10 protein-coding genes are annotated in these 12,797 nt (G+C 66.2%); 6 read left to right on the forward strand and 4 right to left on the reverse strand.

The features are described 5' to 3' along the window. The first annotated feature begins 117 nt into the window (after positions 1-117). The 3 genes from KSS94_RS15835 to KSS94_RS15845 all read left to right on the forward strand — a co-directional run bounded on the left by KSS94_RS15835 (position 118) and on the right by KSS94_RS15845 (position 5,630). Complete coding sequence (locus KSS94_RS15835; RefSeq protein WP_217839039.1) at positions 118-2,523, forward strand: glucose/quinate/shikimate family membrane-bound PQQ-dependent dehydrogenase; 2,406 nt, start codon at positions 118-120, stop codon at positions 2,521-2,523. A gap of 99 nt (positions 2,524-2,622) precedes the next feature. Continuing rightward, a complete protein-coding gene (locus tag KSS94_RS15840) occupies positions 2,623-3,891 on the forward strand; it encodes a carbohydrate porin (protein ID WP_217839040.1) in 1,269 nt (422 codons plus the stop codon). Between the two features lie 236 nt (positions 3,892-4,127). Beyond that, positions 4,128-5,630 (forward strand): amino acid permease, encoded by a 1,503-nt coding sequence (locus KSS94_RS15845; RefSeq protein WP_217839041.1) that lies wholly within the window; start codon positions 4,128-4,130, stop codon positions 5,628-5,630. 82 nt (positions 5,631-5,712) lie between these two features. Here the strand turns inward: KSS94_RS15845 and argE are convergent, their stop codons facing one another. Further along, positions 5,713-6,873, reverse strand: coding sequence for an acetylornithine deacetylase (gene argE, locus KSS94_RS15850; RefSeq protein WP_217839042.1), 1,161 nt, complete (start codon positions 6,871-6,873; stop codon positions 5,713-5,715). Then, positions 6,866-7,543, reverse strand: a complete 678-nt coding sequence (locus KSS94_RS15855) for a DUF1028 domain-containing protein (protein ID WP_217839043.1) — start codon at positions 7,541-7,543, stop codon at positions 6,866-6,868. The genes argE and KSS94_RS15855 overlap by 8 nt, the downstream gene beginning before the upstream one ends. A gap of 337 nt (positions 7,544-7,880) precedes the next feature. On the opposite strand from KSS94_RS15855, the gene KSS94_RS15860 reads away from it, so the two are divergent. Then, complete coding sequence (locus KSS94_RS15860; RefSeq protein ID WP_217839044.1) at positions 7,881-9,197, forward strand: flavin-containing monooxygenase; 1,317 nt, start codon at positions 7,881-7,883, stop codon at positions 9,195-9,197. Next, complete coding sequence (locus KSS94_RS15865; protein ID WP_217839045.1) at positions 9,197-9,613, forward strand: RidA family protein; 417 nt, start codon at positions 9,197-9,199, stop codon at positions 9,611-9,613. Before KSS94_RS15860 ends, KSS94_RS15865 begins: the two co-directional genes overlap by 1 nt. 118 nt (positions 9,614-9,731) lie before the next feature. On the opposite strand, the gene KSS94_RS15870 is transcribed toward KSS94_RS15865, so the two are convergent. Continuing rightward, a complete protein-coding gene (locus KSS94_RS15870; protein WP_217839046.1) occupies positions 9,732-10,637 on the reverse strand; it encodes a LysR family transcriptional regulator in 906 nt (301 codons plus the stop codon). A gap of 260 nt (positions 10,638-10,897) precedes the next feature. After that, on the reverse strand, positions 10,898-11,818 hold the full coding sequence (locus KSS94_RS15875; RefSeq protein WP_217839047.1) for a LysR substrate-binding domain-containing protein: 921 nt from the start codon (positions 11,816-11,818) through the stop codon (positions 10,898-10,900). 196 nt (positions 11,819-12,014) lie between these two features. Here KSS94_RS15875 and KSS94_RS15880 point away from each other — a divergent pair, with 196 nt between their 5' ends. Next, on the forward strand, positions 12,015-12,764 hold the full coding sequence (locus KSS94_RS15880; protein WP_217839048.1) for an SDR family NAD(P)-dependent oxidoreductase: 750 nt from the start codon (positions 12,015-12,017) through the stop codon (positions 12,762-12,764). Positions 12,765-12,797: the final 33 nt, after the last annotated feature.

The raw sequence follows: 12,797 nt of genomic DNA on the forward strand, positions 1-12,797 counted from the left end.
CCACACCCCGGCAAGTTCAGCCCTGCGACAATCGGTCCTGAAAATAAATGTACTAACTTGTTAATTAGCTTGCTAAGGGCTTAAACTGCGCCGCATTCCACCTGCGAGATCCCTGGCATGAAAGACAACCCGCGCGCCTCTGGCGCCTCCACATTCATCCTGGTCGGCCTGGGCGTCATCGTCGCCCTGCTCGGCCTGCTCCTGGCCGCCGGCGGCGTCAAGCTGGCCGGTTTGGGCGGTTCCTGGTACTTCCTCGTCGGCGGCCTGGCCATGGCCATCGCCGGCATTCTCATTGCTCGCCGCAAAAAGGCCGGTGCCTGGCTGTATGCGCTGTTCCTGGTCGGTACGCTGATCTGGGCCCTGGCCGACGCCGGCCTGGTCTTCTGGCCGCTGTTCTCGCGCCTGTTCATGTTCGGCGCCATCGGCATGCTGGTGGCGCTGGTCTACCCGATGCTGGCAGGCACCCGCAGCCGTGGCGCCTACGGTGTCGCCGGCGTGCTGGCCGTGGTGCTGGCGATTGCCGCCGGCAACATGTTCGTCGCCCACCCGAGTGTCGCCCCCACCGGCAAGGGCCCGGGCCTGACCCCGGTCGAGGCTGGCAAGGAGCAGAAAGACTGGGCCCACTACGGCAATACCGAAGGTGGCAGCCGCTTCGCCGCGCTCGACCAGATCAACCGCAGCAACGTCGACAAGCTCCAGGTGGCCTGGACCTACCACACCGGTGACGTGGCCATCAGCGACGGCAACGGCGCCGAAGACCAGCTGACCCCGCTGCAGGTCGGCAACAAGGTGTTCATCTGCACCCCGCACAACAACCTGATCGCGCTCGACGCCGACACTGGCAAGGAGCTGTGGAAGAACGCCATCAACGCCCAGTCCAAGGTCTGGCAGCGTTGCCGCGGCATGGCTTACTTCGACGCCACCGCCGCCATTGCCCAACCCACCCAGCCAGACAGCTCGCCGGTCACCGGCGGTGCGGTAGCAGCGGGTGCCAACTGCCAGCGCCGCCTGCTGACCAACACCATCGACGGCCGCCTGATCGCAGTGGATGCCGATACCGGCGAGTTCTGCCAGGGCTTCGGCAACAACGGCCAGGTCAACTTGATGGCCGGCCTGGGTAACGTGCCGGACTCCTACTACCAGCTGTCCTCGGCGCCGCTGATGGCCGGCACCACCGTGGTGGTGGGCGGGCGCGTTGCCGACAACGTGCAAACCGACATGCCTGGCGGCGTGATTCGCGGCTTTGACGTGATCACCGGCGAAATGCGCTGGGCCTTCGACCCGGGCAACCCGCAGGACCGCAAGGCGCCGGAAGGCGACAGCACCTACGTGCGCAGCACCCCCAACAGCTGGGCACCGATGTCCTACGACCCGGCGATGAACACCGTATTCCTGCCGATGGGCTCCTCGTCCACCGACATCTACGGCGTTGAACGCAACAAGCTGGACCACACCTACGGCGCTTCGGTGCTGGCCCTGGACGCCACCACCGGCAACCAGAAGTGGGTCTACCAGACCGTGCACAACGACCTGTGGGACTTCGACCTGCCGATGCAGCCAAGCCTGATCGACTTCACCAAGGACGACGGCCAAACCGTGCCTGCGGTGGTGATCGGCACCAAGGCCGGGCAGATCTACGTGCTCGACCGCGCCACCGGCAAGCCGCTGACCCAAGTGGACGAAGTACCGGTCAAGCCAAGCAACATCCCCAACGAGCCGTATTCGCCGACCCAGCCCAAATCGGTCGGCATGCCGCAGATCGGCGCACAGACCCTGACCGAGTCGGACATGTGGGGCGCCACCCCGTATGACCAGTTGCTGTGCCGCATCGACTTCAAGAAGATGCGCTACGACGGCCTGTACACCGCGCCCGGCACCGACCTGTCGCTGAGCTTCCCGGGTTCGCTGGGTGGCATGAACTGGGGCAGCATTTCCACCGACCCGGTACACGGTTTCATCTTCGTCAACGACATGCGCCTGGGCCTGTGGATCCAGATGATCCCCTCGCAAAACCAGGGCGCAGCAGCAGGTGGCGGCGAAGCGCTGAACACCGGCATGGGCGCCGTGCCGCTCAAGGGCACCCCGTATGCGGTGAACAAGAACCGCTTCCTGTCGGTGGCCGGCATCCCCTGCCAGGCGCCGCCTTTCGGCACCCTGACCGCGGTCGACATGAAGACCCGCCAGATCGCCTGGCAGGTTCCGGTCGGCACCGTCGAGGACACCGGCCCCCTCGGTATCCGCATGCACCTGCCGATCAAGATCGGCCTGCCGACCCTCGGCGGCACCCTGTCCACCCAAGGCGGCCTGGTGTTCATCGCCGGCACCCAGGACTTCTACCTGCGCGCCTACGACAGCAGCAACGGCAGTGAAATCTGGAAAGCCCGCCTGCCGGTGGGCAGCCAGGGTGGCCCGATGACCTACGTTTCACCCAAGACCGGCAAGCAGTACGTGGTGATCACCGCCGGCGGCGCGCGCCAGTCGACCGACCGCGGCGACTACGTGATTTCGTACGCCCTGCCGTAAACCGCGTCGCCTCATCGCCGGCAAGCCGGCTCCTGCAGGGCAACCTGTAGGAGCCGGCTTGCCGGCGATGCGGCCCTCAAAGCCCATCGAGATTCCGCAATGCCATCCGCAATCCGCCTCACTCCCACCCTGCTGCTGGCCCTGGCCAGCAGCACCGCCCTCGCTGACGGCGACCTGATGACCCGCAACACCCTGACCGGCGACTGGGGCGGCCTGCGCCACCAGCTCGAAGAAGACGGCGTCAAGGTTACCGGCGATTACAGCGGCGAGACCGCCTACAACACCCACGGCGGCCTGCACCGTTCGGCGCGTTACTCGCAGAACATCAAGCTGGGCGTGCAGTTCGACCTGTCGAAGCTGTACGGCCTGGACAACGGCGGCAAGGTCCAGCTGACCATCAACGACCGCCGCGGCAACAGCGCCTCCGAAGACCTGGTGGGCAACCGCCTGCCGATCCAGGAAAACTACGGCGGCCTGTACACCCGCCTGACCGAGCTGAGCTACGAGCGCACCCTGTTCACCCCGGCACTGAACGTCAAGCTCGGCTACATGGCCATGGGCAACGACCTTGGCGGGCTGGACAGCGGCATCCTGTGCAACTTCATGAACGCCGGTTTCTGCGGCCACCCGCTGAATATGTCCGGCGGCAGCGGCTGGACCAACTACCCCAACGCTCACCTGGGCATGCGGGTCAAATACGACTTCTCGCCGTCCTGGCAACTGCGCGTGGCGGCGTTCAACGTCGACCCCGAGAGCAACGGCAACTCCAGCCGCGCCTGGCACCTGGGCCCCAAGCACACCACCGGCACCGTGGTACCGGTGGAGCTGGTGTACAAGCTGCAGGGTGAACTGCCAGGCGAGTACAAGCTGGGCTACTACTACGACAGCTCCAACGTCAAGCGTATCGGCAGCAGCAAGCAAGTCGCCGGCCGCGGCGGCCACTACCTGCTGATCGACCAGGCAGTGTGGAACGACCCCGCCATGCCGGGCCGCAGCCTGCACGCCTTCGGCCAGTACTCGGCCTCAAGCGAAGCCGCCTCGCCGTTCACCAAGTGGTACGGCACCGGTGTGGTGCTGTACAAGCCGTTCGCCAGCCGCCCGCGTGACACCGTGGCCCTGGGTTACGGGCGCGCCGTGCAGAACCCGCGCAGCCGCGACGTGCTGGAAGACGCAGCCTTCGATGCCGGCCAGCAGTTCCCCAATATCGACGGCGCCGAGCAGTTGATCGAGCTGAGCTACGGCTACCAGGCCACGCCCTGGCTGAACCTGCGCCCGGACGTGCAGTACATCGTCGAGCCGGGGGCGTTCTCCGGCAAGGATATCGACAATGCGCTGGTGGTGGGCTTGCAGGTCAAGGCGACCTTCTGAACCAACCCCGAAGGGCCGCCATGCGGCCCTTTTTTCTGCCCCTGTCCACGCCCTTTGTAGGAGCGGCCTTGTGTCGCGAAAGGGGCGCGCAGCGGCCCCAGGATCTCGGTTTCATGCAAGACCGCCGGGGCCGCTACGCAGCCCTTTCGCGACACAAGGCCGCTCCTACACATAACCACTGGCAAGCCCTGCCCCAGCGGTCTTTACTCAAGCCTTCACGCAACGGAGGGCTGCCCATGGGTACCGCTACGGATGGCAAGTTGAACGTCTGGGCCCTCACCGCCCTGGTGGTGGGCTCGATGGTCGGTGCCGGAATCTTCTCCCTGCCGGCCACCTTCGGCCGCGCCACCGGCGGGCTGGGTGCGATCATCGCCTGGTGCATCGCAGGCGCCGGCATGCTGATGCTGGCCTTCGTTTTCCAAACCCTCGCACGCCGGCGCCCCGACCTCGACTCGGGCATCTACGCCTACGCCAGCGCAGGCTTTGGCAGCTACCTGGGCTTTGCCTCGGCGTTCGGCTTCTGGGCCGGCACCTGCATCGGCAACGTCTCCTATTTCATCCTCATAAAGTCCACCCTCGGCGCGTTCTTTCCGGTATTCGGCGAGGGCAACACCCTGGCCGCCATCGCCGTGTCGTCGCTGCTGCTGTGGGCCTTCCACTTTCTGGTGCTGCGCGGGGTACAACAGGCAGCGGTGATCAACAGCATCGCCACGGTGGCGAAGATGATCCCCATCCTGCTGTTCATCGTGGTGCTGGTGGGGGCTTTCGACCGCGAGCTGTTCAGCCTCAACTTCTGGGGCACGCCCATGGCCGGCAGCGCGGCGGACCTCGCCCACCTGGACGACTACGGGCGCATCGGCCATGCCGCAGGCGAGTTGGTATTGCCGGCCGAATCGCTGTTCGAGCAGGTGCGCAGCACCATGCTGGTGACGGTGTTCGTGTTCCTTGGCATCGAAGGCGCCAGCGTCTATTCGCGCTACGCCCGCAACCGCCGCGATGTGGGCATCGCCACGGTGCTGGGCTTCGTCGGTGTACTTTGCCTGCTGGTACTGATCACCCTGCTCAGCTACGGCGTGCTGCTGCGCCCGGAGCTTGCCGGGCTGCGCCAGCCGTCCATGGCTGGGGTGCTGGAGGCCATCGTCGGGCGCTGGGGGGCGATCTTCATCAGCATCGGCTTGATCATCTCGGTGCTGGGTGCCTACCTGTCATGGACGCTGTTGGCGGCCGAAGTGCTGTACTCGGCGGCCCACGACCAGGCCATGCCGGCCTTTCTCACCCGGCAGAACCCGCACCAGGTACCGGCCTCGGCCCTGTGGCTGACCACCCTGTTCGTGCAGCTGTTCTTGCTGCTGACCTGGTTTACCGAGTACGCCTTCACCCTGGCACTGGAGCTGACCAGCTCGCTGACGCTGATCCCGTACCTGCTGGTGGCGGCCTATGCGCTGAAGCTGGCAGCAAGCCGCGAAACTTACGAAAACGCTGCCGGCGAGCGCGGCAAGGACCTGCTGGTGGCGTTGCTGGCCACGGCCTATGCGCTATTGATGGTGTGGGCCGGCGGCCTGAAGTACCTGCTGTTGTCAGCGGTGATCTACGGGCCGGGGACACTGTTGTACATCAAGGCGCGCAGGGAGCAGCAGCGCCAGGTGTTCAACGGGTTCGAGCGGGGGGTGTTCGCGGTGGTGGTGCTGGGGGCCGTGGTAGCGGTGTATGGGTTGGCCAGCGGGGCTATCGAGATCTGATCTGGGGCCCTATCGCCGGCAAGCCGGCTCCTACAAGGGAACGCAATCACCTGTAGGAGCCGGCTTGCCGGCGATGAGGCCATCAGCCCTGGCGCAGATACTCCACCAACCTTGCCAACATCGCATCACACCCACGCAACTGCTCGACACTGACGAACTCGTCCGGCTTGTGCCCCTGCTCCATGCTGCCCGGCCCGCACACCACGGTGGGGATACCGGCCTGGTCGAACAAACCGCCCTCGGTGCCGAACGCCACCGTGCCGAAGTCGTCGCTACCACTAAGCAACGCCACCAACCGCGCCGCCTCGCTGTCGGCCGGCGTCGCCAGCCCCGGGTAGGCACTCAACGGTTGCAGGCGAATGTCACTGCCGGCATTCACCGCACGCATGCGCGGCAACAGTTCGGCTTCGGCATAAGTCTGCAGACGGTCCGCCACGGCCTGGGCCTCGAAGCCTGGCAAGGCACGCACTTCAAAGTCGAACGCGCATTCTTGCGGCACGATGTTCAGTGCCCGGCCACCCTTGATCACTCCGGTCTGCACAGTGCTGAACGGCGGGTCGAAGCGCGGGTCGTGGTGCTCCGGCTGTGCCAGCTCGTCGCCGATTTCGCCCAGCTTGCCGATCAGCCGCGCCGCGTACTCGATGGCATTCACGCCATAGGGCGCATAGGCCGAGTGGCAGGCTGCGCCATGCACCTGGCAGCGCATCGCCAACTTACCCTTGTGGCCGAGTACCGGCTTGAGCTCGGTGGGCTCGCCGATCAGGCACAGCCTGGGCTTGTGCGGGCGCTGCTGCAGGGCCGCGAGCATCGAGCGCACACCCAGGCAGCCGACTTCTTCGTCATAGGAGAACGCCAGGTGCACCGGGGTTTTCAACGGCTGGGCGAACAAGGCCGGCACCGCCGCCAGCACACAGGCGATATAGCCCTTCATGTCGGCAGTGCCACGCCCGTACAGGCGCCCGTCGCGCTCGGTCAGGCTGAACGGTTCGAGCGTCCAGGCCTGGCCATCCACCGGCACCACGTCGGTGTGCCCCGACAGCACCACCCCGCCCCGGTCGCTGGGGCCGATGGTGGCGAACAGGTTGGCCTTGGTGCCCTCGTCGTTGAGAAACAGCTCGCTGGCCACGCCCTGTTCGGCCAGGTAATCGCGAATGAAACCGATCAGCTCAAGGTTCGAATCGCGGCTGACCGTGGCAAAGCCCACCAGCCGTTGCAGCAGCGCGCGGCTTTGCCATTCACTCATCACCCGGCACCCCGTAGCTGGGCGCGGCGGTGGGGTTGAGCGCGCGGGTCACGTAGTCCTGCATCTGCGGGCGGTAGGCCTGCCACAGCGTGTCCAGCGCGTCGATCGGATCATGCTCGGCCCAGTCCACCCGCAGGTCCACCAGCGGCCAGATGTGCTCCCCGGCAATCTTCAGCGCCGCCGAGTGCACCGGGCCGGCCTCGCCGCCGGCCGCCATGGCCGCGTGCATGGCCGCCAGCAGGCGGTCGGCCAGGTGCCCGCCGGCCTGCTCGAAAGCCGCCACCATGGCTTCGATCACCGCCTGGGACGACAACAGGTTGCCGGCCGCCGCGCATTGCTCGCCGGCCACCGCGTTGTGCACGCCCAAGGCTTGCTTGCCGGTGAACAGCGCCACCTGGCCCTGACTGTCGATCACCGTGACCTGGCGGTATTCGCTCCAGCCATTGGCGCTGAGCACCCGGTCCAGCGCCGCGGCAGGCGGCAGCTGGCCCTGCTCCAGGGCATCTAGTATCTGCGGGCCCAGGGCCGGCAGGGTGATGTTCTGCGTCGATACCGCACCCACCCCGGCGCGCACCCACGGGCAGCGGGCGCCCACGGCGATGCTCGACGAACTGATGGCGATGCCGACCTGGCCGGTGTCCTGGCAGCGGCCGATGATGGAGAAGGTCATGGTGCAGCTCCTGTCTGGGTATGCCTGCATTTTCGGCAAGCCCCGGCAGCGGCGAAACGAGCATTTTCCGAGGGGTTGGGCAGGAAAAAACTAAGGCCCCTGGGGGTGGTGCGGGCGCGGCTGCCTTGTGCTGCCTGTAATGGCCTCATCGCCGGCAAGCCGGCTCCTACACGTACAGCGCAGGGTTAAGGAGCGGTGCACCGAGCCTTCGCCAATTTATCGGCAAGCCCCAGCTAAATACTATTTTCGCGATTTCCCCCACGTCCCTAGTCTGGCCCCAGGCAACGGCGGTCCTCCAAACCGACCTGACAACAACCGCCTGAACAAGGGCTCGGACATGACTTTCAACAACTACGAAATCGACACCCTGGTGGTCGGCGCCGGCCAGGCCGGCGTGGCCATGAGCGAACACCTGAGCAAGCTTGGCGTGCCGCACCTGGTACTGGAACGCAACCGCATCGCCGAGGCCTGGCGCACCGGGCGCTGGGACTCGCTGGTGGCCAACGGGCCGGTCTGGCACGACCGCTTCCCAGGGCTGGAATTCGACCTCGACGCCGACGCCTTCGCCGGCAAGGACCAGGTCGCCGACTACTTCGAGCAGTACGTACGCAAGTACAACCTGCCGGTGCGCACCGGCGTCGAGGTAAAAAAGGTGGTGCGCAACGCCGACCGCCCAGGTTTCACCATCGACACCAACCAGGGCGTGATTCACGCCAACCGCGTGGTGGCTGCCACCGGCCCGTTCCAGAAGCCGGTCATACCGGCCATCGCACCCAAAGACCAGCGCCTGCACCAGATCCACTCGGCCGCCTACTTCAACCCCGAGCAGTTGCCTGAAGGCGCGGTGCTGGTGGTGGGTGCCGGTTCTTCCGGCGTGCAGATCGCCGAAGAACTGATGCGCGCTGGCCGCCAGGTGTACCTGTCGGTGGGTGCCCACGACCGCCCGCCACGGGCCTACCGCAACCGCGACTTCTGCTGGTGGCTGGGGGTGCTGGGCGAGTGGGACGCCGAGATCGCCAAGCCCGGCCGCGAGCACGTGACCATCGCCGTGTCCGGCGCCCGTGGCGGGCACACCGTGGACTTTCGTGCCCTGGCCCACCAGGGCATGACCCTGGTCGGCCTGACCCAGTCGTTCGAAGACGGCGTGGCGCGCTTTCAGGACAACCTGGCCGAAAACATCAACCGTGGCGACGAGAACTACCTGGCCCTGCTGGACGCTGCCGACGCCTACATCGAGCGCAACGGCCTGGACCTGCCGCTCGAGCCCCAAGCGCGCCAACGCCTGGCCGACCCGGACTGCGTGAGCAACCCGCTGCGCGAACTGAACCTGGCCCAGGCCGGCGTCACCAGCATCATCTGGGCCACCGGCTACGGCGTGGACTTCAGCTGGCTGCAGGTGGACACCTTCGACGCCAACGGCAAGCCGCAGCACCAGCGCGGCGTGTCGAAGGAGCCCGGCGTGTACTTCCTTGGCCTGCCCTGGCTGTCGCGCCGCGGCTCGTCGTTCATCTGGGGCGTGTGGCACGACGCCAAGCACGTCGCCGGCCACATCGCCACGCAACGCACCTACCTGGCCTACCGCGACCGCGAACAGCGCGAAGCGGATGAACCCGTTACCCCGAACAGCAACGTCAGCACCCTCGGAGCCCACTGATGCCTACCCATACCCGCATCCGCATGTTCAACACCAAAGAAACCTACCCCAACCAGACCCTGGACAACGACCTGTGCCAGGCGGTGCGGGCCGGTAACACCATCTACGTGCGCGGCCAGGTCGGCACCGACTTCGAAGGCCGGCTGGTCGGCCTGGGCAACCCCCAGGCGCAGGCCGAACAGGCGATGAAGAACGTCAAGCAGCTGCTCGAAGAAGCCGGCTCGGACCTGTCGCACATCGTCAAGACCACCACCTACATCACCGACCCGCGTTTTCGCGAGCCGGTGTACAAGGAAGTCGGCAAGTGGCTCAAGGGCGTGTTCCCGATTTCCACCGGGCTGGTGGTGGCCGGTTTGGCCCAGGCTGAATGGCTGATGGAGATCGATGTGATCGCCGTGGTGCCCGACCAGGCCTGACCTGAAATAGCCGGGGGCGCGCTGCGCCCCATCGCGACACAAGGCCGCTCCTACAGGAAATATGTGATCCCTGGAGCGGCCTTGTGTCGCGAAAGGGTCGCGAAGCGGCCCCGGGGCGTTAGAACTTGGCCAATTCCTCGCGGCAAAACTCCACGAACAACTGCGCAGGCTTGGTCAACTGCACCCGTTTCAGGTGCGCCGCCGCCAACCCCGACAACGCCACCGGCTCGGCGATGTCGATCATCACCAGGCGCTGGCCGTCGTAGGTGTATTCCGAATGCGGCCGGGTCACCAGCAGCGAAAAACCAAACCCCTGCCCCACCATGCCGCGCACCATCTCGATCGACGGCGAGCTGAAGACGATGTTCGGGGTCAGCCCCAGCTCGTTGAACAGGCTGACGAAGTAGGTACGGCTGGGCGCCACGTCCAGCAGGATCATCGGCTCCGGGCACAGGTCGCGCAGCGACACCTGGGGTTGCCCGGCAAAGCGGTGTTTTTCCGGCAGCAGCACGTAGGGTTTTTGCGCCGGCATCAGCGGCTCGGCTTCGATGGTGCCGTCCAGGTCGTGGTCATACAAAAACGCCAGATCGAAGGTGCCGGCGGTCAGGCCCTGGATCAGTTCCTGCTGCTCACCGTCGCGCAGGCGAATGTCCACCCCCGGGTAACGCTGGCGAAAGCCTGCGATCAGCCGCGGCAGGTACAACGGCGCCACGGTCTCGAAACAGCCGATATCGATATGCCCAGCCACGGTGTCGTTGTCGGCCAGGGCGTTCTGCTCGAACTCATGGGCCATCTGCAGCAGCGAACGGGTCTTGGCGTAAAAACGTTTACCGCTGGGGGTCAGCGACACGCCCTGGGCGTGGTGGCGGATGAACAGCTGCACGCCAAAGCTTTCTTCCAGGCTCTTGATCGCCGTGGAGATCGACGGCTGGGCGATGTACAGCTGGCGCGAGGCCTCGGCGACGCTGCCGGCCTCGACGGTGGTGACGAAATACTTGAGTTGACGCAGGGTATAGGAAGCCACGGGGTACCTCGCGGGCGCTGCGCGCGCCTTGGGATTTTGCTGCCACTTTACCGGGCGCCGGGGCTGGGTGGAGCGAGGATTTGCCTATGGCTTGAGGATATTTCTGCTAGGGCCCTATCGCCTGTAGGAGCGGCCTTGTGCCGCGAAGGGGCGCGTAGCGGCCCCAGGATTTCAGTTTCGCCGCATCAATTGCCGGGGACGCTCTGCGCCCCTTCGCGGCACAAGGCCGCTCCTACACGCGATGAGGCCGGTACTGCCCCTCAATAACTGAAATCATGCCCCAGCTGCCCCTGCATCCAGTCCAGAAACCGCCGTACCCGCGGCAACTCCGCATGCCCCCGCGGGAACACCAGGTGATGGGCGCTCACCGGGCTCACCCGCTCGCCGCCAAACACCGGCACCAGTTGCCCGCGCGCGATGTAGTCCTGGGCCAGCAACGAGCTTTCCAGCGCCAGCCCGTAGCCATGGCTGGCCGCTTCCAGGCTCATGTACGAACGGTCAAAGCTCAGCGCAAAGGGTGCCTGGGGCAGCGACACCCCTTGCTGGGCGAACCACTGCGGCCACTGCACCAGCGCCGCTTCCGACAAGATCAGGTTATGCCCGAGCAAATCGGCAGGCTGCACGATCGACTGGCGCGCCAGCAGCGCAGGCGCTGCCAGCACCGTGGCCTGTTCGTGGCGGATGGTGCGCACCTCGAGGCTCGGCCAGTTGGGGTAGCCGTGGCGTATGTCGACGTCGATCTGGTGGCGGCCAAAATGCAGCGCCTCGTACGAGCACGACAGGTTGATCTGGATATCCGGGTGGCTGGCGCGAAAGCGCTCCAGGCGCGGCAGCAGCCACAACAGGCCGAAACTCGGCGCCGCATGCAGGCGCAGGCAGTCGAAGCCCACCGCGCTGCCAGCCCGCTCGGTGGCGTTGGCCAGGCTTTGCAGCAAGCCGGACACCTCGCGCAGGTACTGCTCACCGGCCGGGGTCAGGCTGACGCCCTTGGCCGTGCGCAGAAACAACGGCCGGCCGATCAACGCCTCCAGGTTGGCGATCTGGTGGCTGACCGCCGAAGGCGTGAGGTTGAGCTGTTCGGCGGCGCGGGCAACGTTGCCAAAGCGCGCGGCCTGCTCGAAGGCCTGAATCGCTTTCAGCGGTGGCAGTTGCAAAGGCTTCTTGCCGGGGTCGTGGTTCATTGGGTTACCTGCATGGAATGGGGCCTGGGCGCAGCCGCCCTACTCTGCCGCTATACGGCCAGCCTGCCCAGTGCTGAATTTTTTTCAGCATAGGCTGAATGGCACGGCGTTGCCCGCCCCGGGTGCTCGGACCAAGCTGTGCCCATCGGCCCCACCCAGGCCGCTGCTCACAACAACAATCATTCGGAGCACCCTCATGCTACTTGAAGGCAAGATCGCAATCGTCACCGGCGCCGCCTCTGCCCGCGGAATCGGCCGCGCCACCGCCCAGGCCTTTGCCGCCCACGGCGCCAAGGTGGCCATCCTCGACCTCGACCTGACCGCCGCCCACGCCGCTGCCAACGACTTGGGCGCAGGCCACCTGGGCCTGGCCGCCAATGTTGCCGACGAAGCCCAGGTGCGCGACGCCGTGGCCCAGGTGCTGGCGCACTACGGTCGCATCGACGTGCTGGTGAACAACGCCGGCATCACCCAGCCGGTGAAAACCCTGGAGATCACCGGCAAGGACTACGACCGCATCCTCGACGTCAACCTGCGCGGCACCCTGCTGATGTCCCAGGCGGTGATCCCCGGCATGCGCGCCCAGCGCTCGGGCAGCATCATCTGCATGTCGTCGGTGTCGGCGCAGCGTGGCGGCGGCATTTTCGGCGGCCCCCACTACAGCGCCGCCAAGGCCGCCGTGCTCGGCCTGGGCAAGGCCATGGCCCGCGAGCTGGGCCCGGACAACGTGCGGGTCAACGCCATCACCCCGGGCTTGATCCACACCGATATCACCGGCGGCCTGATGCACGACGAGCGCCGCCACGCGATCATCGACGGCATCCCCCTGGGCCGCCTGGGCGAAGCGCGCGATGTGGCCAACGCCGCGCTGTTTTTGGCCAGCGACCTGTCCAGCTACCTCACCGGCATTACCCTGGACGTCAACGGGGGCATGCTGATCCACTAAGCGGCAAACCACGATGTTTCGCATCTGAGCCCC

Origin of the sequence: Pseudomonas fakonensis (genome assembly GCF_019139895.1) — a bacterium.
Taxonomy (GTDB): domain Bacteria; phylum Pseudomonadota; class Gammaproteobacteria; order Pseudomonadales; family Pseudomonadaceae; genus Aquipseudomonas; species Aquipseudomonas fakonensis.